The organism is Aeromonas sp. ANP5, assembly GCF_963870295.1.
Lineage (GTDB): Bacteria > Pseudomonadota > Gammaproteobacteria > Enterobacterales > Aeromonadaceae > Aeromonas > Aeromonas veronii.
In genome coordinates this window covers 19,134-37,200 of record NZ_CAWMRY010000045.1, presented here as the reverse complement: position 1 = coordinate 37,200, position 18,067 = coordinate 19,134, and the positions used below count along the sequence as shown (strand labels likewise).

Annotated in this window: 18 protein-coding genes; 5 read left to right on the top strand and 13 right to left on the bottom strand. The window is 57.4% G+C overall.

Features of this window, described 5'->3' with window-relative positions; translation table 11 throughout:
* Nucleotides 1-61: 61 nt before the first annotated feature.
* The 4 genes from AACT07_RS19900 to AACT07_RS19885 form a co-directional block, all read right to left on the bottom strand.
* Nucleotides 62-238 (bottom strand): DUF3606 domain-containing protein, encoded by a 177-nt coding sequence (locus AACT07_RS19900; RefSeq protein WP_019445078.1) that lies wholly within the window; start codon nt 236-238, stop codon nt 62-64.
* Nucleotides 239-495: 257 nt separating this feature from the next.
* Nucleotides 496-1,227 (bottom strand): UDP-2,3-diacylglucosamine diphosphatase, encoded by a 732-nt coding sequence (gene lpxH, locus AACT07_RS19895; RefSeq protein WP_069529691.1) that lies wholly within the window; start codon nt 1,225-1,227, stop codon nt 496-498.
* Complete coding sequence (locus AACT07_RS19890) at nt 1,224-2,021, bottom strand: DUF4269 domain-containing protein (protein ID WP_069529689.1); 798 nt, start codon at nt 2,019-2,021, stop codon at nt 1,224-1,226. The genes lpxH and AACT07_RS19890 overlap by 4 nt, the downstream gene beginning before the upstream one ends.
* Nucleotides 2,011-2,508 (bottom strand): peptidylprolyl isomerase, encoded by a 498-nt coding sequence (locus AACT07_RS19885; protein ID WP_005337417.1) that lies wholly within the window; start codon nt 2,506-2,508, stop codon nt 2,011-2,013. Before AACT07_RS19885 ends, AACT07_RS19890 begins: the two co-directional genes overlap by 11 nt.
* A 212-nt stretch (nt 2,509-2,720) precedes the next feature.
* Here AACT07_RS19885 and cysS point away from each other — a divergent pair, with 212 nt between their 5' ends.
* Both cysS and AACT07_RS19875 read left to right on the top strand, forming a co-directional pair.
* Nucleotides 2,721-4,097, top strand: a complete 1,377-nt coding sequence (gene cysS / locus AACT07_RS19880; protein ID WP_019445081.1) for a cysteine--tRNA ligase — start codon at nt 2,721-2,723, stop codon at nt 4,095-4,097.
* Between the two features lie 118 nt (nt 4,098-4,215).
* Complete coding sequence (locus tag AACT07_RS19875; protein ID WP_069529687.1) at nt 4,216-4,857, top strand: hypothetical protein; 642 nt, start codon at nt 4,216-4,218, stop codon at nt 4,855-4,857.
* Nucleotides 4,858-5,073: 216 nt separating this feature from the next.
* On the opposite strand, the gene AACT07_RS19870 is transcribed toward AACT07_RS19875, so the two are convergent.
* The 9 genes from AACT07_RS19870 to AACT07_RS19830 form a co-directional block, all read right to left on the bottom strand.
* Nucleotides 5,074-7,434, bottom strand: coding sequence for an AAA family ATPase (locus AACT07_RS19870; RefSeq protein ID WP_083250022.1), 2,361 nt, complete (start codon nt 7,432-7,434; stop codon nt 5,074-5,076).
* 1,201 nt (nt 7,435-8,635) lie between these two features.
* On the bottom strand, nt 8,636-9,391 hold the full coding sequence (locus tag AACT07_RS19865) for a substrate-binding periplasmic protein (RefSeq protein ID WP_042083703.1): 756 nt from the start codon (nt 9,389-9,391) through the stop codon (nt 8,636-8,638).
* A 138-nt stretch (nt 9,392-9,529) separates the two neighbouring features.
* A complete protein-coding gene (locus tag AACT07_RS19860) occupies nt 9,530-10,276 on the bottom strand; it encodes a substrate-binding periplasmic protein (RefSeq protein ID WP_058056167.1) in 747 nt (248 codons plus the stop codon).
* A gap of 130 nt (nt 10,277-10,406) precedes the next feature.
* Complete coding sequence (locus AACT07_RS19855) at nt 10,407-11,153, bottom strand: substrate-binding periplasmic protein (protein ID WP_069529684.1); 747 nt, start codon at nt 11,151-11,153, stop codon at nt 10,407-10,409.
* Between the two features lie 71 nt (nt 11,154-11,224).
* Complete coding sequence (locus tag AACT07_RS19850; protein WP_069529682.1) at nt 11,225-11,743, bottom strand: GDYXXLXY domain-containing protein; 519 nt, start codon at nt 11,741-11,743, stop codon at nt 11,225-11,227.
* Nucleotides 11,740-12,744, bottom strand: coding sequence for a DUF4401 domain-containing protein (locus AACT07_RS19845; RefSeq protein ID WP_069529681.1), 1,005 nt, complete (start codon nt 12,742-12,744; stop codon nt 11,740-11,742). The genes AACT07_RS19850 and AACT07_RS19845 overlap by 4 nt, the downstream gene beginning before the upstream one ends.
* Nucleotides 12,737-13,675 carry a DUF2157 domain-containing protein gene (locus AACT07_RS19840; protein ID WP_069529679.1) on the bottom strand — a complete coding sequence of 313 codons (939 nt, stop codon included), beginning with the start codon at nt 13,673-13,675 and terminating at the stop codon, nt 12,737-12,739. The genes AACT07_RS19845 and AACT07_RS19840 overlap by 8 nt, the downstream gene beginning before the upstream one ends.
* A gap of 163 nt (nt 13,676-13,838) precedes the next feature.
* Entirely contained in the window at nt 13,839-14,396 is a 558-nt protein-coding gene (locus AACT07_RS19835) for a TMEM165/GDT1 family protein (protein ID WP_005337386.1), read from the bottom strand.
* 259 nt (nt 14,397-14,655) lie between these two features.
* Complete coding sequence (locus tag AACT07_RS19830) at nt 14,656-14,985, bottom strand: translation initiation factor (RefSeq protein ID WP_069529677.1); 330 nt, start codon at nt 14,983-14,985, stop codon at nt 14,656-14,658.
* 119 nt (nt 14,986-15,104) lie between these two features.
* Here AACT07_RS19830 and AACT07_RS19825 point away from each other — a divergent pair, with 119 nt between their 5' ends.
* From AACT07_RS19825 to AACT07_RS19815, 3 genes are all read left to right on the top strand, one after another.
* Nucleotides 15,105-15,332, top strand: a complete 228-nt coding sequence (locus tag AACT07_RS19825) for a FeoA family protein (protein WP_005337384.1) — start codon at nt 15,105-15,107, stop codon at nt 15,330-15,332.
* A gap of 129 nt (nt 15,333-15,461) precedes the next feature.
* Entirely contained in the window at nt 15,462-17,732 is a 2,271-nt protein-coding gene (gene feoB, locus AACT07_RS19820; RefSeq protein WP_069529676.1) for a Fe(2+) transporter permease subunit FeoB, read from the top strand.
* A complete protein-coding gene (locus AACT07_RS19815) occupies nt 17,729-17,968 on the top strand; it encodes a FeoC-like transcriptional regulator (RefSeq protein ID WP_005350974.1) in 240 nt (79 codons plus the stop codon). Before feoB ends, AACT07_RS19815 begins: the two co-directional genes overlap by 4 nt.
* Nucleotides 17,969-18,067 lie beyond the last annotated feature (99 nt).

Below are 18,067 nucleotides of genomic sequence, written 5' to 3'. Positions count from 1 at the left end.
CGGGACACCAAAATGAGAAAAGCCCCGCAAGCGGGGCCGGGTTTGTGACGGGGTTGTGCCCTCACTTCTTGAGGTGTTTTCTGATCGCCTTGCCTGAGGTGCCGACTGCCTTGACCGCCCGTTTCAGCTGGACTTCGGTGCACTCGAACATTTTGATCCACTGCTTCATCTCATAGGGATCGTTGACATTGATCTTCTTGGCATCGAACGGGTGAGCGACCGCATTGCTGTCAGGCATACAAACCTCAACTTGTTGAAATAGTTGGCGAGAAAGACATTTCTGCCTGAGCGCCATCATCCTCTCAATTGGCAAGGGGCAAGGTGACGGGGTTCACACAACCTTGGGTACTGATTGGGATTGGCGCATCCAGCTTGCGGTTCTGTGAGCGATCACCACTTATTCACTCGCGCCTGATGGGCAGTGAACCGGATGGCGCGAACGATGGGGAGTGATGGAGGGCTGGGGGCTTTGTGGTCAACCGGACTGACGGGCTATCAAGCCTCTGCCAGCGCCCGCATTTCCAGCCGCTGCTCGCCGGGGCGACAGACCAGCACCGAGCCCTGCTCGAACCAGTCCCCCAGCACGATGCGGCGGGCGGGGTGGCCGTCCAGGGTGAAGTCGTGGATGGCGGGTCTGTGGGTGTGGCCGTGGATCATCATCCGGCAGTCGTGGGAGCGCAGGGTGTCGTCCACCGCCGCGGGCGTCACATCCATGATGGTCTGGCTCTTGTGGGCATTTTCCATCTGGCTTTGGCCGCGCATCTTGCAGGCGATGGCCTGACGGCGGGAGAGCGGCAGACGCAGGAACAGCCAGCGCAGCCATTTGAGCTGGGTGATGCGGCGAAACTTCTGATACCCCTCATCCAGGGTGCAGAGCAGATCGCCGTGGCTCAGCACTACCCGCTCCCCATAGAGGTCGATAACGCAAGGGTCACCCAGCAATGTCATCCCAGCGCGCTTGGCAAACTGTTGCCCCAGCAGAAAGTCACGGTTGCCGTGGATAAAGTAGATGGGCACGTTCTGCTGGCTCAGGGCCAAGAAGGCGTCGGCCATCTGCTGATGGAGCGGATTGGGGTCATCATCGCCAATCCAGAATTCGAAGAGATCCCCCAGCACATAGAGGGCATCGGCGCCGGGGGCGTCGTGCTCAAGAAAGCGCACCAGTGCCGCGGTCATATCGGGCCGCTGGGCAGAGAGGTGAATGTCACTGATAAAGAGGGTGCTCATGATGTGGGGATCGGGCTCTCGGTCGAAACAGGGCAAACAGGGGTGGCAGAGGTAGTAGAAACAACAGCGGACGAATAGTGTGCTGCAGGCGCCGCCGCGCCAGTTGAGGTATGGATATCGTCACGGGATGGCGGCTGCCATGACAGCTCGGCCAGATTGCATCCCTCCAGCGTCAGCAGGGCGACGTAAGGATCGCCCGCCAGACCCAGCAACCGGCACATGGCCGCTTCCCCTTTCAATCCCTCTTCAAGGCGCTGGCGCAGCACTTCGCGGTAGAAAGCATCGCCAAAACGCTCGAGCAGGGCCGCCATCAGGGTGAGGTGGCGCCAGCCGTTCAGCGTCTCGATGGGGGCGGGGGTGACATAGAGTTCCAGCGGCCAGCTGGCCTCGCTCGTGTCAGAACCGGTATCTGCACAGCTCTGGTCGAGGCAGGAAAAGGTGCGCTCCAGCAGCCAGATATTGCCGCCCTTGGCGCTCGCCTGCCAACCTTGCTCTGCAAAAGTAGCGGCAAACGCCGCCGGATCAGGATGCTGGCAGAGAATATCGAGATCGCTGCCCGGCCGATCGAGGCCGATGGCGAGCGTGCTCACCAGCGCCAGATCGGCGCACTGCGCGGCCAGCTCATCCCACACACCGGCGGTGAGCAGGGCATGGGCCGAGCGCTGGCGCGGGTTGCCGTGGGCCAGATAGTCAAGGCGGCGCCAGTTTGGGCTGGCAGTGGGGGAGGCAGATGGAAAAACTGCGGCCGGGGCCGCAGTTTTGTCAGTGCCGAGTCGGCAGAGATCAGTCAGCAAGGGTCACCTTGGTGATCACTACGTCTTCTACCGGCACGTCCTGGTGGATGCGGCCGTAGTTACCGGTCTTGACGCCCTTGATCTTGTTGACCACGTCCATGCCGGCGGTCACTTCACCGAATACGCAGTAGCCAAAGCCCTGGGTGGTGGCGGATTTGAAGTCGAGGAAGTCGTTGTTGTTCACGTTGATGAAGAACTGGGCGCTGGCAGAGTGCGGCTCCATGGTGCGAGCCATGGCGATGGTGCCGATCTTGTTGGACAGACCGTTGGCCGCTTCGTTCTTGATGGGCGCGCGGGTGTCTTTCTCTTCAAAGCCCGGAGCATAGCCGCCGCCCTGGATCATGAAGCCGTCGATGACGCGGTGGAAGATGGTGTTGTCGTAGTGACCGTCACGGCAGTATTGCAGGAAGTTGGCCACGGTTTCCGGGGCTTTTTCAGCGTTCAGGGTGAGGGTGATGTCGCCGTGATTGGTGTGCAGAGTGACCATGATATGTCCTTTCATTTGATGCGGGCGACCAAGTGCCCGCAGGTGTATGGCATAAAGTGGTGGCAATTCTAGCCCATCAGGGGCTGGCGGCATAGTCTCTCAGGCGCCGTAACCGTGCTGGCAGGCGGGATTGGCCCGCTTTTCTGCCTCGTTTTCTGCCCCCGAACGGGGTATTATGACCAACCATTTTACTCACAGGCAGTGGTTAGAAGATGCTGAAGATATACAACACACTCACTCGTCAAAAAGAAGAATTCAAACCTATCCACCCGGGCAAGGTGGGCATGTATGTGTGTGGTGTCACCATCTACGATCACTGTCATATCGGCCATGGCCGCACCTTCGTCGCCTTTGATGTGGTGGCTCGCTACCTGCGTTACGCCGGTTATGACCTGACCTACGTGCGCAATATCACCGACGTGGATGACAAGATCATCAAGCGCGCCGCTGAAACCCGCGTCACCTGCGACGAGCTGACCGAGCGTCTGATTGGCGACATGCACGCCGACTTCGACGCCCTCGGCATGGTGCGCCCGGATATCGAACCGCGCGCTACCCAGCACATCGAAGAGATCATCGAGCTGGTGCAATCCCTGCTGGAAAAAGAGCACGCCTATGTGGCGGACAACGGCGATGTGATGTTTATCGTCGAATCCTACGCCGACTACGGCAAGCTCTCCGGCCAGGATCTGGAACAGCTGCAAGCCGGTGCCCGGGTTGACGTGGTCGATGCCAAGCGCAATCCGCTCGACTTCGTGCTGTGGAAGATGTCGAAGCCCGGCGAGCCGACCTGGGAAAGCCCCTGGGGCCCGGGCCGTCCTGGCTGGCACATCGAGTGCTCCGCCATGAACTCCAAGCACCTTGGCAACCACTTCGACATCCACGGCGGCGGTTCCGATCTGCAGTTCCCGCACCACGAGAACGAGATCGCCCAGTCCTGCTGCGCCCACGGTGGCGACTACGTCAACACCTGGATGCACAGCGGCATGGTGATGGTGGATAAAGAGAAGATGTCCAAATCCCTTGGCAACTTCTTCACCATCCGCGACGTGCTGGCCCACTACGACGCCGAAACCGTCCGTTACTTCCTGATGTCTGGCCACTACCGCAGCCAGCTCAACTACTCGGAAGATAACCTGAAGCAAGCCCGCGCCGCGCTGGAGCGCATGTACACCGCCCTGCGCGATCTGCCGGTGGCCGCTGCTGCCGGTGGCGACGAGCAGGTGGCGCGCTTCAAGGAAGCGATGGATGATGACTTCAACACCCCGGAAGCCTACTCCGCCCTGTTCGATCTGGTGCGCGAGATCAACCGCCAGAAGGGTGAAGACATGGCCGTTGCCGCCGCGCTGGGCGCCCGTCTGCGCGAGCTGGGCGCCGTGCTCGGCATCCTGCAGCAAGACCCCGAAGCTTTCCTCAAGGGTGACGAAGCGGACGAAGAGGTTGCCGAAATCGAGCGCCTGATCGCCGAGCGCAATCAGGCCCGTGCCGACAAGAACTGGGCTGCGGCGGATGCCGCCCGCAACCGTCTCACCGAGATGGGCATCGTGCTGGAAGACAGCGCCGGCAAGACCAGCTGGCGCCGTGCGTAAGGCCCGCCGGTTGACGACCTGACGCAGAGCGCAGCCCTTGGGCTGCGCTCTTTTTTTCAGGGCCCGGCGCTTTGTTCAAGGCGCGGCCCATGCAAGCGAACATAAGGAAGATGGCACCATGAAGATATCCAGCTGGCCCGTGCTGGTACTGGCCCTCTCTGCGGCGGCCCTGATCGCCCTGGCCCATGCGGGCACCGCCACCAGCGGCAAACTCGATCCGGCCGCCAGTGCCCGCGCCAAGGCCAAGGTGACCCAGTTTCTCGACTGGGAGCGCGCAGTCAAACCGAGTGGCCTCTATCAGAGTGATCTTGGCGGCGCGCTGCCCACTATCGTCTCCCCCGAGCTGCTCTGCCTGCTCAATGCCGCCTCCAAGGCGCGCGAAATAGCTACCGGCGAGGCCCCCGACGAGAAGCCCCCCTTTGTCGAGGGCAACCCCTTCCTACCCAACGCCTGGGATAACCTGCTGGGCTCGGAGATCCTCTCCTCGCGCGCCATTGCCGGCAGCCGGGATCGCAGCGAGGTCAAGGTGCGCTTCACCTTTGGCGAGCCGGGCACCCCGCTCGACGCCCCCAGCGGCACCTACCGTTTTGTCAGTACCTATCTGGTACTGGACGGGCCGCAAGGCGCCCGTATCACCGATATCGACGCTGGCGGCAGCTGCGACTTCTGCCAATCCGGCAGCCTGCGCGCCGCCCTCTATGAGACGTTCACCGCCTATCCCGCCGCAGGGGGAGAGCAGTGCAAGGGGTTGGGGAAATAGTTTTTTGGTTGGGATATAAGTGCGTTTGGGGAATAGAAATAAAAACCGCAGCTCAAGGCTGCGGTTTTTTTGTTTGTGGTTTGCCGAAGCCTCGGCATTCTTCGCTCAGATGCCCTCTCCCTTTGCGGGAGAGGGCCAGGGTGAGGGGACTAACGTTGCTGGATTGTATAAAAAACTATCGCGTGACTAAGATATAAAAAAACACCAAAATTCAGTCTATAAATGAAAATTCAGTCGATTATATATAACATCTAAAATATCTCCAGCTAATGCCCTAGTATTTTCAAGAGTGTCATTTCCTATTTCATGCATTGGAGTGTTGAGTGTATCTCTAATAGCACTCAATTTAGCCTCCGTGTCTGAACTCATAAAGCCATGATCTCTTAATGCTGCAGTACATACTGATAGATCAGATTTGGTATGTCCTAATTCTCTAAGCTGTTTCTTATATCTATGCCTTATTTCTTCTTCAAAAAATGGTCGCAAACTTGTAAGAATGTCAGTGTTGCTTTCTCTGTCAACAAAAGACTTGATTTTATCAAACGCAATGTCGTGTTCTGTTGCCATCATGTTGTCAATATCAACTTCTTCAATAGAACATGTATCTGCACCATGATGTAGTCTTATTGCTTTTGCACATCGTTTGAATTTCTTAACAGATTTAGATGCCATTCCCTTATAATGTGTGGTAATAATAACCTGCTTTATAGTTCGTTGAATCTCATCAAGTTTGTTTAAAATTAAAGCTATTCTCTCATTGTCAAAACTGGTAACTGGGTCATCTAAAACTAAAATTGCTTTTTCTTTGCTTTCTGGGGGCAGCGACATTACTTTTGCAAGGAAAATACATAGAGCTAACGCTCGGCGATCAGACTCACTAAAAATTGTGTTGACTCTATCGGCTGGAATATCTTCACCTTTAAATTTAACTTTCAGATCATAAACTGTTTGTTGTCCTCTATTATTAGGTGCTTTAATTATTTCAAAATTACTAGATCCTAATTGACGGAAAAGACTATTAATCTGACTAAAATACGTATCCAGATATGTACTTTGAGATTGATCTAGCTGCTGTTTTCTTGCTTTATAAGCGGCTTCTAAAGCTGTAACTTCTGCTTGCTTTTGCCGATATGAGGTACAGAGTGGCTCAAGATATATTCTTTTTAAAAAGGTTTGAATTTGGCTTTGCTGCCTATTGATTTCGATTAGCTGAATATTTATCTGTGCTACATCAAGCGAGTTTTTGTATGCATTGAGCAGTGTGTTGATTTGCTCTGTGACTTGCCAGTATTCATAAATGGCTTGGTTGTAATCTCTAGATGCTACAAGTAAGTGGTCAAAGGCCATTACTTCAGCTTGTTCATACGGTGTAGCAAACTTCTGTTCTAACCGAGGAGTCCAAAAAGTTGTTGCCTCTTGGCTTCGTGCAAATACAGCATCAAACGTTGCCAATATTATTTGAATTTTTTGATCTAATGCTGCGATCAATGGTGCTAATTCTGGATTGCTAGTGATCTGCGGCTCAACGTATATCCCTACTATTTGGCAATTACTTAAGTGTTGCTGTTGTAATTGTTCGCGAATATGTGGGATTTGAAACGGTTTGCGAAGACTGTTGAGAGTTGTTCTCGTATCAGAATTAAATCTATCAAATTCAGCATTAAATGCTTGTTGATAAGATGAGATAAGAGTTATAGCATCGACACTTAGGCCTTGACCACAAAATGGACAGGCATCTTTTATCTGAACAAGACCCTGAGCGGCCCAACCTTTAAATGTGGAGACATTTTCTACATGTTTGTCCATGTGCCTTTTTAATACACCTAACGAGTCTTGGTGTACATTTTGGATACTAGAGGTCAGTACAGTATTTATTTGTGAAATTACTTGTTGGAAGTTTACTTGTTGTCCAACGACCGTGAGGATGCTTCGACGTTTTATATAGTCGATATTTTGCATTGTGCTTTCGAGCTGTTGCTTCGCTATCTCTAGTGTTTGAAAGTTTGATTCTAATTGCTCTTTCGTTTGGAGTGGTAATATCGTTGTTGAGTATTGTTCTGCATTTCCTACAGCGTGAGTATTTAACTGGCGTTCGATTTCATTAAGATTGCGGCGTTCATCCCTCAGATTTCTATTCATGTCTGCAAGGGCTGTATATAAAATCGTATTTTCTTCTCCAAGTATGAAACTTGTCATGTTCTCTGAGTTCGGACGTTCTTGCCTTTGGCCTGTAATAACATTGCGATGAATGAAATTTTGATCGAAGACATATAGTCTTGAGCAAGCAGGTGTTTTTGTTTGCCATTGCCCATTATCAAAGTTAGAAATTACATTCCCAGTGCTTGTTGAAAATAGAAGCTCTACTTTTGGTGGCTTAGCTGGATTATTGGGGATAGTTTTCCTATTTAATATTATTTCGGGTGAGTCTTCAGAAAGAGAGTATATTATATCGCATAAAGTACTTTTCCCGTATCGGTTCTCTCCATAAACAACAGTTACATCTGTTAATTCAATTCCGCTTGCTCTAGTTTGTGTGTAATTACCAATTCCTTGAACTAATTTTATCCTTTTTAACATTAGTTACCTCGATGTTTTTAGGCGTAAATATTTTGACATGAATGATAGCTGTATAATATTCAGGGTCGTAGGTTCGATTAGCGAAGCGTAATCGGACGTTCGAGAAATAAGGTGTTATTACTGTGAAATACTCACTATCGGGCCTTCAATATAAAACCGTTCCCCGATAAGGATGTGTGCCGCTTGCTGTTGTACTCACAGTTATTTTTCCTTGGGCAACCATATCGATGACACCTGTTGCATAAGTGCGACAATCTAACCTCGTAATAGAGTGGGCGAGGGGCGGATCAGAGATAACGTCTCTCCCGATCACAGTCTCGAATACACCTGATGCTGTTAACCAACCTCGGTGCGGCGGGTTGGGAGTTGCCCCCTGTTGTTCGCCGAGGTGAGACCGTTTGTCCAGGCCGCGAGGCAGGATGCCGAGCGAGCGCCGCTGTGCCATGGGCCAAACCGGTATTGGACGAGCAACGCTCGGCCCGGTTTGGCGCAAGGACATGGATGTCCGTAGCGGACTTTGACCGACGCCAGGGATGGCGAAGGTCAAAGCCCATCGGCGCATGCCGTGGGACAAACGGGTGAACCGAGGGAACCCGACGCAGGAGGGCGAACAAGTGGGGGAGAAGACTTTTGGTGTTATTTGCCAAAGAGAGCGGGTCTTTCCAAAGTCACTCGCCAAGCCGCGCTGCGGCGGCGAAACCCCGTCGAGGACGGAGTCCTCGTGTCCTGCATGGCGAAGCCATGCCAATGAGGGGGGCGATATTCCGCTATGCAATGACGTTACCGACCCCTCACCCTAGCCCTCTCCCGCAAGTGGAGAGGGGACGGTTACCGCGGACGATTACGCTTCGCTAATCGACCCTACGCTAAAGTCGCTACCGCCCCTGACTGTCGCTACCAGATTGCGCCGTTGACCATTGATCTCGGAAAAGGGGTCAACAGACGCCCGTCGCCATATTACGGAGCCAGAGTGGTCTTATCTATGGTTTTGATGGGCTAACTATCAGAAAGGAGTGATTTTTTGCGCTGGCACAAACTTTTATTAATTGGTGATTAGTTGATGATTGTCGGGGTTTGGTCGTAGCGGGGCGGTGGGGTGACGCCGCGAGGGGGACGCAAAAGGTAAAAGAGGGGAGCGCAAACGGAAAAAGCGAAGGGGCCCGCGGTGGGCCCCTTGTTGTTGGCGCTCGACGCCGCGCCGCTATTTGGCGGCGGGGGTAGGGAAGTATTTGCTGTGCAGCAGCGGGTATTCGCTGCTCGCCAGCACCTGGGTCAAACCGGTCTGGAACTCCTTGACCAGCTCGTCGCTCACCGGATGGCTAAAGGCGAAGCAGAGCTGCTCCGAGCTCAGCACCCACTGCTCCTTGAAGCTGGCTGGGTCGATCTTTTGCTCTGCGACCAGCATCTCCATGGTGGTCTTGTGAGTTGACAGCAGATCAACCCGGCCGGAGGTGAGCATCTTGAGCGCTTGTGATAGCCGATTGGCAGTCATCAGCCTGGTCTCGTCAAAGCCGTTGTTGAGCAGCAGTTGCTCCCCCACATCGGCCCGCACCGCCCCGATATTGAACGCCTTGGCATCGTCGAGCTTGGTGATGGTGATATTGCGCTCGGCCAACCCTACCAGCACGACTTCGATATAGCCGACGGGACAGGCCCACTTGAACAGGGGGTCCCGCGCCTGGGTGCGGGCGGTGGAGAAGAGCACCGCATTGGGCTTTTGGGTCAGCAGGTAGTAACCGCGCGCCCACGGCATGATGGTGATGGGCTGCGCCGGCGTATTGGTCTTTTTCCACACCAGTTGCAGCAGCTCGACTGCGAGGCCGGTGGGGGCACCGCTGGCATCGGCGTAGTTGTAGGGTTTGTACTCTTCGGTGATGTAGTGCAGTTTGCCGAGCTCAGGACTCGCCTGTGCGAGGGTGGCCAGCAGCGCCCCGGCCAATCCAATCCATGGTTTCATTTTTGCCATCCTGATCAAGGGAATATCTGCTCAAGTGTGACCAAGCTGGCCGATTTCGCCAAGGCGATGGAGCATGTTTGGCAAAAATGCGTGAGGGCGGCCGCCATCCAGCGCCCTATGTCGACGGCGAGCAGGGCGTTAGCGCAGCGGCAGGTACTTGGCTTGCAGGGCCGAGAAATCCGCCGAGGCGACGACGTGGGTCAGCGCCTGCTGAAAGAGGGCGACCTCGCTGTCGGGCACCTGACGGCTGAAGGCGTAGCAGAGCGGTCTGGCATCCAGCACGAAGGCGACATGAAAGTCATCCGGCTTGAAGCCCAGTTGTTGCAGGGTTTGATAGCCCGCCAGCTTGTTGGTCGCAAACAGATCGGCGCGACCTGAGGTGAGCATTTTGGCCGCCTGGGTGAGGCGGTTGGCCAGCATCAGCTGGCGCTCATCGATACCGCGTTCGAGCAGCAGCTGTTTGGAGACGGTGGAGCGCACCACGCCGACCTTGTAGCGGCTGATCTCGGCCACCGAGCCGAGGGTGATGTTGTCCGCCTTGCGCCCCAGCAGCACAAACTCCGAGTGATCGATGGGGCAGGCCCACTTGAAAAGCGCTTCCCGCTGTGGGGTACGGGCGGTGGCAAACAGCACCACATTGGGTTTTTGTTGCAGCAGGTTGTAGCCCCGGGCCCAGGGCAGAATGCGGATGGGCTGGGGCGACACGCCCCGCGCTTTCCAGATAAGCTGCATCAGCTCCACCGACAATCCGGTCGGCATCCCTTGTTGGTCGCTGAAATTAAACGGGGGAGAGATTTCGCTCAGATACTCGAGCTTGCCCGGATCGGCCTGCGCGAAGGTGGCCCACAAGAGCAGTAGCAGATGAGGTAGGTGCCATGTCCGCACGGGAAAGATCCTTCACAATCAACCATGTAGCCCAGTTTGACTGCTTGCGGCGGGAATAGCTAGCCACCTCTATTGCATCTTTCATCAATAAAATGGGCAGCGAACCGCTGCCCATCGGGTGAGTGAGTGCTCAGCGCACCGGCAGGTATTTGGCCTGCAATTTGCGAAACTCTTCCGAGGCGAGGGCGCGGGTCAGGCCCTGCTGAAAGAGGGTGATCTCGCTGTCTGGCACCTGACGGCTGAAGGCGTAGCAGAGCTGCTCGGCGCTCAGCACCATGGCCACATTGAAGTCGTCGCCATGGAGCTTCAGTTCGCGGATAGCGTCATATCCCGCCAGCTTGCTGGTGGCGAGCAGGTCGGCGCGGCCGGAGAGCAACATCTTCAACCCCTGCGACAGGCGGTTGGCCGGGATGATGTTGTTGTCATCCATGCCGTTGTTGAGCAGCAGCTGCTCGGCGGCGTCCGAGCGCACCGCACTGATCTTGTACTGGCTCATCTGATCGAAGGCGGTCAGGGTGATGTTCTGCGCTGTGCGGCCCAGCAGTATGTACTCCGAGTAGCCGATGGGGCAGACCCACTTGAAGAGATCCTCCCGCGCCTGGGTGCGGGCGGTGGAGAAAAGCACCACGTTGGGCTTCTGGGTTAGCAAGTAATAACCTCGCGCCCAGGGCAGAATGCGCACCGGCTGGGGGGGCACGCCGCTGTGTTGCCAGATCATCTGCAGCAGATCGACCGCAAGGCCGGTGGGCTGGCCTTGCGGATCGCTGTAGTTGTAGGGGGGGTACTCTTCGGTGAGGTACTCGAGCTTGCCCAGATCAGCCCTGGCCGTCGAGGCCCAGCAGAGCAGCAACAGATGACAGATCAGCCATATCCTCATTGGGAACATCCTTAGCGATCAACCTTCCCTTGAGTGTGACCATGAACAGAGTAAATAGCCACTCACTGCCGTTACCAGCGGGCGCGGATCTGCCCGATGGGCTGGTAGGCCTCATCCCGCAGCCCCACCAGCAGGGTCTTGCCATCCGCTTGCAGCCGGAACTCGCCGTAGCGGGCTGCCTCGTACTGCTCCCCCGTGCCCTCTTCAAAGAAGTAGGCATCGGGGCCGATCTGCCACTGCCGCTCGCTCTGGTGCACTTGCAATAGCCGCTCATCGCTGGCGAGTCGATCCGGTTTGCCATCGGCCACCAGACTGGCCACCTGATGGGCATCGAGGCGGATCACCAGGGTGTCGCTGCCATTGTTTTGAGTAGTACGGGCGTCGCGGCTGGTCAGCTCGCGGGCAATTTCATAGTTGAGCCGCATGTAATCCCCCTGCATCAGAGAGCGGGGATCGACCGGAGCGAGCCGCAGCAGCACCACTTCGCCGCTGCTCATGGCGTGCTCATAGCGCCAGACGGTGGCATTGATGCCTGCCAGGATGGCGAGGCCGCTCAGCAACAGGGCGAGCTGTCGGGTGACGGGTTTCATGAGTCGCTCCTTGCCGCAAAGGTGGTGAGCAGTTGGCGGGCCCCCAGCAGCAGGATGCCGGAGCCCAGCAGCAGCCAGGATTTGGTCATCAGGGTGAGCCCCAGATCGTAGTAATAGAGCGAGCCATAGCCGAGCAGCAGCAGGGCCGAGAGGGTCATCAGCCCCAGACTGCCGGCATAAAACCCGAGGATCAGCACCAGTGCGCCTGCCCCCATGCCGGGGATGATGGTGCTGATCAGCACCAGCGGCAGGCCAAACAGCAGGGGGAGCCTCAGTTTCACCATCACCGCCAGCAGCAGGGCGGCGCAGAGCAGGGGATTGAGCCAGAGCGGCAGGCGGGACAGCCCCAGTTCGTCCAGCATGCTGCTGCCGCCATCCCAGAGCGGATGGTGCAGACGGCCCAGCACCAGCAGGGAGAGGGCGAGCCCCAGCGTGATGGAGTGGTAGAGCTGGTGACGCTCTGGATCCCTATCTGCCCGCAGCCAGCAGAAGGTGATGGCCGCCATCACCAGCGGCAGCGCCAGCAGTTGCAGCCCGAGGCAAGCGAGGCCAAGGGTGAGCAGCAGGGCCGCCGCCACGCTGTGAAACAGACGCACCAGCCAGTGATCGAACAGCACGGCGATGGCAAGGGAGAGCAGGCACAGACCGAACCAGAGCAGGGCGTGATGGAGATCCAGCTGATCGAGCAGGCCATAGAGCAGCCAGGCATCGGCCGCCAGGGTGAGGGCCAGCACGAACTGATCCCAGAGATCGCCGCTTTGGCTGCGATTGAGGGCGTAGGCCCCCGCAAGCAGCACGGCCCCCAGCAGCAGGGCGCTGTTGGCCTCGCGGGTCAGCTGCTCGAAGGTGAGAAACAGGAAAAAGAGCAGGAACAGGGCGGCAATCCAGCCCACCAGCCCGAGCAGAAAGCGGCTCGACCAGTGGGGTTGGGTATCACGGGGCATCTCCCCTTCCACCAGATTGGCCTGTTGCAGCGCTTGCCAAAGGGTCAGATCACTCATGAGACCTCCGTTGTTGTTGCAGCCAGCGGGCGGCGGTGACCGAAAGGCCGATGGCAATCAGGCTCAGCAGCAAAAAGCCGTTGATGTCGGGCTCCATCCACTTGCCCAGCGCCGCGAGGATGACGGCAATCAGGCTGAGGCACCCCATGGCGAGTCCGGCGATAAATCTGTGATGCCACAGGGCATAGGCCGCAGCGAGCCAGCCAAGCCAGAGCGGCCACACCAGCGGGGAGGCGGCATCAAACAGCGCCAGCAGGGTGAGCAGGGTGGCCCCCAGACCTGCGGCCAGGCCCGCCAGCCAGCTTGGCATCAGGCGCCAGCGGTTTGGTGCCAGCAGAAGCAGACCCCAGAGGGCAGCGTTGAGCAGGGTAAGGCACCAGCCCAATCCCTCTTCATCGAAGGTAAAGAAGAACGTGAACAGGCCGAGCCGCCAGTAGAGTACCAGCGCCAGCTGGCCGAGCAGCCAGCTCAAGGTCCAGAGCAGGGGACTTTGGCCAAATGTCGCCAGCGGCACCAGCATCAGCGCCCAGGTGGCGAACAGCTGCCAGGGATCGGCGCCGGTCTGGTAGGTTTGACCCACCAGCGCCAGCAGGGCGCCGATATTGAGGGCGATAGCGAGCAGCAGCGCCTGACGGGGGGTATCCCCCAGCGGTTTGCGCCACAGCAGAAGCAGCATGGCGAGCAGCGGTGCCTCCAGCAGGGCGAGGCGGGAGACCCGGCCCAGCTCTTGCCAGTTGAAGGCGACGAAGAAGATGAGGCCAGCCCCGATACAGAGGGCACCGAGCCACAGCAGCAGCCGGTCAAACAGCCACTGCCAGCGCGCCGGATGGGGGGGAAGATCGGCGAGGGTCAGGGCGTCCGCCAGCTTCTCTGGCGCCAGCCGTCCCTGTTTGACCCATTCGAGAAGCGTCTCTCTTGATATGTTGTGCATGGGGGGACTCCACGAGGTTTGCCCCATTATGGCATGAGGCACCCGCAACCGTGCACTGCCCCTTGGCTCTGCGGCTGGTGGTTGCGACAGCGGGTTACGCAATAGACAAAGCAGCAAACAAAAAGCCCTCCACAGGGGAGGGCTTGGTCAGCGGAAAAGGCGATCAGGCAAAGATCAGGGTGCTCACCCCGAGGCCGACGAAGAGGATGGCGCAGGCGATGCGGATCCCCTTGAGCGGCAGCTTGTCTGCCCCCAGCTTGCCGATCAGCACCACAGGCACGTTGGCCAGCATCATGCCGAGGGTCGTCCCGGTAATGACCTGCACCAGAGAGTCATATTTGGCGGCCAGCAGCACGGTGGCAATCTGGGTCTTGTCGCCAATTTCGGCGATGAAGAAGAGCACGAAGGTAGCCATAAAGGGGCCGTATTTATCCAGCGAGCTCTCCTCGTCATCCATCTTGTCCGGCACCAAAATCCAGATAGCCATGGCGATAAAGGCGATGGCGACCAGCCAGGTCATTATCTTGGGATCGAGCCAGCGGCTGATGAACTCACCAATCCAGGCAGCGCCCGCATGGTTGAGCAAGGTAGCCGCCAGCATGCCGGCGATGATGGGCCAGGGCTTGCGAAAACGGCAGATGAGCAGCAACGCCAACAGCTGGGTTTTATCGCCGATTTCGGCAATGGCGACGCTGAGGGTTGAGGTTAACAAGGCTTCCATAAAAATGACCGGGGGACGGAATTGTTATAAACCAAAGACAAGCCTGCGCCATCCGTCCCCGGTATTGGCACTGGCCCGTCAAAGGTCTTGTCAAATCCATGGCTGGCATGGATCACCCTGACCATGGTGATTTGGCACCAAGTATGTTGATCAGGGTCGCAAACCGGTATTCATGCAATGGATGGCACCGGTGTGCGAGACTACTCCCCCTCGATGGGAGCGGGCATTCTAGGGAAAAACCGCATGAGTGACAAGGGGATCAGCCACCCACCAGCTTGACGCTGAAACCGGCTTTCTCCAGCTCGGTTTTGATCAGGTCCCGTTTATCCCCCTGGATCTCGATCACTCCCTCCTTGATACCACCACCGGTGCCGCACTTTTTCTTGAGCTGGGTGGCCAGGGATTTTTGCTGATCGGCGGGTACGCCATGAATGGTGATCACCCCGGCACCCTTGCGCCCCTTGGTCTCGCGGCGAATGCGCACGGTGCCGTCGGTGGGGAAGGGGGAGGCGGATTGGGGAGCGCTCTGCTCCTTGATCATGCCGCCATCTGTGCTGTAAACGAGGCGGCTGTTGTTGTCGTGACTCATGGCATTACTTTATGGGTTAGCTAAGCGGAGTTTGATTTTACTCAAATAAAAGTTGAAGACACAGCTTATAATGCCCCAAGTAAAAGCGAATTATTATTGTTTAACTTCAGGAGTCAGTCATGGTACTCACGCAGTTGTCACCGGGACAGAGTGCTCGCATCAAGAATATGAATCAGCTCGCCCGGCCGCTGCGCCGCAAACTGATGGTGATGGGCCTGTTGCCCCAGACTGAAGTCATCTATCTGCGCTCCGCCCCCCTGGGGGACCCGCTCCAGATCCAGTGCCAGGGGATCTGTCTCTCCATGCAAAAGAGTCTGGCCCAGCAAATAGAAGTCGAGCCGGTATAACCCCCTGCTCGGCTGCCGCTCCCGTTTAGAAACGTCACCGGGAGCGGTTCAGAGACAAGAAGTCGAACCTGCAAAGCAGCTTGCCACACGCAGGCGGCGGGTTCAGAAGAAAATAGAGGTAGAGCTGGTATGAATTATTCCCTGGTAACGGTAGGTAACCCCAATAGCGGCAAGACCTCCCTGTTCAACGCCCTGACCGGCGCCCGCCAGCAGGTAGGCAACTGGAGTGGTGTCACCGTCGACAAGAAGATGGGTGAGTTCAGCGCGGGTGAGCATCACTTCAAGCTGATGGATCTGCCCGGCATCTATAGCCTGGCCAGTCAGGATGGCAGTCTGGACGAGCAGATTGCCAGCCGCTTTGCCCAGGGCCAACAACCCGACCTGCTGCTCAACGTCATCGACGCCGCCAATCTGGAGCGCTCCCTCTACCTCACGCTGCAACTGCGCGAACTGGGCCTGCCCATGGTGGTGGTGCTCAACAAGCTGGATATCCTGCAAAAGCGCCGCATCGTCATCGACGAGAGCAAGCTCGGCAAATCCCTCGGTTGCCCGGTGGTGGCCCTCTCTGCCCACAACAGCAAGCAGGTTGCCGCCTTCAAGCAGCAGATCCGGCAGTTTATCGGTCAGCCGCAAGCCGCCTTGCAGCTCGATTACGGCAACGCGCTTGAAACCGATCTGGCGGAGCTGGAGACCCTGCTCGCCCCGCATCATCTCACTACCCGTGGCCGCGCCCTGCGCCTGCTGGAAGAGGATGCGGTGATGCAGGAGACCCTGCTGCCCGGTCAGCAGGCGGCCGCAGCCAATGTAGTGGCTCGCGCCCATCAGGGACAGGATATCGACCTGCAACTGGCGGATATTCGCTACGGCCATATCCACCAGTGGGTACAACAGGCTCGTCAGCAGAAGGGCAAGCTCACCGAGGCCCAGAGCGAGTGGCTGGATCGGGTGCTGCTCAATCGCTGGATTGGCATCCCCTTCTTCCTGTTTGTCATGTACCTGATGTTCCTGTTTGCCATCAACGTCGGCAGCGCCTTTATCGACTTCTTCGACATCATGGGCGGCGCCCTGTTTGTCGATGGGGTGCACCACCTGCTGGGGCTGGTCAATGCCCCCGAGTGGCTGGGTGCCATTCTGGCTGATGGCTTTGGCGTCGGCTTGCAGACCGTGGCCACCTTTATTCCGGTGATTGGCTGCCTCTATCTGTTCCTCGCGGTGCTGGAGAGCTCCGGCTATCTGGCCCGTGCCGCCTTCGTGGTGGATGCTCTGATGCGCCGCCTCGGCCTGCCGGGCAAGGCGTTCGTGCCGATGCTGATGGGCTTTGGCTGTACCGTCCCCTCGGTGATGGCGACCCGTACTCTCAACTCCGAGCGGGAGCGGCTGATGACCTCCGCCATGGCCCCCTTTATGTCGTGCGGTGCCCGTCTGCCGGTTTACGCACTGTTTGCGGTGGCTTTCTTCCCCGAGTCTGGCCAGAACCTGGTGTTCGGTCTCTACCTCATCGGCATTCTGGTGGCGGTGCTCACCGGCCTGTTGCTGCGCAGCACCCTGCTGCCGGGCAAGAGCGACTCCATGCTGATGGAGATGCCGGATTACGAGTGGCCGCGTCCGGTCAACGTTGCCATCAAGACCTGGCAGAAGCTCAAATCCTTCGTCTTTGGCGCAGGTAAAACCATCGTGCTGGTGGTTGCCGTGCTGAGCGTGCTCAATTCGCTCGGCACCGATGGCAGCTTTGGCCATCAGGAGCAGGAGAGCTCGGTCCTGAGCAAGATCAGCCAGGCGGTGACCCCGGTGCTGCACCCCATCGGTGTACGCGATGACAACTGGCAGGCCACGGTCGGTATCGTCACCGGTATTTTCGCCAAAGAGGCGGTGGTCGGGACCCTCAACAGCCTCTACGCCGGTGGTGGCGATGCAGAGGAGGAGAGCGAGTTCTCGCTGGTGGCCAGCTTCCACGAGGCGATCGATGCCGTGGCGGCTAATCTGGCGGAGATCAACCCGAGTGACCCCATGGGATTGTCTGTCGGTGAGCTGGATGATCAGCAGGCAGCTGCCGAAGCGCAGGAGGTCGATGTTTCCACCTACGGCAATATGCAGACCCACTTCGACGGGGCGGTCGGTGCCTTTGCCTACCTCTTGTTCGTGCTGCTCTACATGCCTTGCGCCGCCGCCATGGGCGCGCTGGTGCGGGAAACCGGTCGTCAGTGGGCGCTGATGACGGCGGTATGGTGCAACTATATGGCCTTTATGTGCGCGACCCTCTTCTATCAGGTGGCCACCTTCGCCGCTCACCCGGAACAGAGCTTGTTCTGGATCGCCAGCTACGGCCTCTCTCTGGTACTGCTCTGGTGGGCCGGTCGCCGTCACGGTGACATCGTTGCCCGCAAGGTGGTGACCTTATGATCCTGCGCGAGCTGGGGGATTACCTCGCCGCGCAGCAGAAGGTGAGCCGGCGCGATCTGGCTCGCCATTTCCACACCTCGGAAGATGCGGTGGAGGCCATGCTCGGCGTCTGGATGCGCAAGGGGCGGGTCATCAAGCGTGAAAGCCGGGTCTGTGGTGGCAGTTGCTGCGGCAAGAGCGAGGAGGTGATGTTCGAGTGGTGTGACGCGGGCCAGATTGGCATCAAGATCCGCTAAACGACTACCCAACCTCATCATCAAACATCGAACAATAAAAAACGGCAGGCCCTGCTTTAAATGAGGGTCTGCCGTTTTTATTGTTGAAAACAGGCGGGA

Coding starts and splice junctions, on each gene's coding strand:
- AACT07_RS19900 (WP_019445078.1), bottom strand. CDS start 238: ATGCCTGACAGCAATGCGGTCGCTCACCCGTTCGATGCCAAGAAGATC.
- lpxH (WP_069529691.1), bottom strand. CDS start 1,227: ATGAGCACCCTCTTTATCAGTGACATTCACCTCTCTGCCCAGCGGCCC.
- AACT07_RS19885 (WP_005337417.1), bottom strand. CDS start 2,508: ATGGTCACTCTGCACACCAATCACGGCGACATCACCCTCACCCTGAAC.
- cysS (WP_019445081.1), top strand. CDS start 2,721: ATGCTGAAGATATACAACACACTCACTCGTCAAAAAGAAGAATTCAAA.
- AACT07_RS19875 (WP_069529687.1), top strand. CDS start 4,216: ATGAAGATATCCAGCTGGCCCGTGCTGGTACTGGCCCTCTCTGCGGCG.
- AACT07_RS19870 (WP_083250022.1), bottom strand. CDS start 7,434: ATGTTAAAAAGGATAAAATTAGTTCAAGGAATTGGTAATTACACACAA.
- AACT07_RS19865 (WP_042083703.1), bottom strand. CDS start 9,391: ATGAAACCATGGATTGGATTGGCCGGGGCGCTGCTGGCCACCCTCGCA.
- AACT07_RS19855 (WP_069529684.1), bottom strand. CDS start 11,153: ATGAGGATATGGCTGATCTGTCATCTGTTGCTGCTCTGCTGGGCCTCG.
- AACT07_RS19850 (WP_069529682.1), bottom strand. CDS start 11,743: ATGAAACCCGTCACCCGACAGCTCGCCCTGTTGCTGAGCGGCCTCGCC.
- AACT07_RS19845 (WP_069529681.1), bottom strand. CDS start 12,744: ATGAGTGATCTGACCCTTTGGCAAGCGCTGCAACAGGCCAATCTGGTG.
- AACT07_RS19840 (WP_069529679.1), bottom strand. CDS start 13,675: ATGCACAACATATCAAGAGAGACGCTTCTCGAATGGGTCAAACAGGGA.
- AACT07_RS19835 (WP_005337386.1), bottom strand. CDS start 14,396: ATGGAAGCCTTGTTAACCTCAACCCTCAGCGTCGCCATTGCCGAAATC.
- AACT07_RS19830 (WP_069529677.1), bottom strand. CDS start 14,985: ATGAGTCACGACAACAACAGCCGCCTCGTTTACAGCACAGATGGCGGC.
- AACT07_RS19825 (WP_005337384.1), top strand. CDS start 15,105: ATGGTACTCACGCAGTTGTCACCGGGACAGAGTGCTCGCATCAAGAAT.
- feoB (WP_069529676.1), top strand. CDS start 15,462: ATGAATTATTCCCTGGTAACGGTAGGTAACCCCAATAGCGGCAAGACC.
- AACT07_RS19815 (WP_005350974.1), top strand. CDS start 17,729: ATGATCCTGCGCGAGCTGGGGGATTACCTCGCCGCGCAGCAGAAGGTG.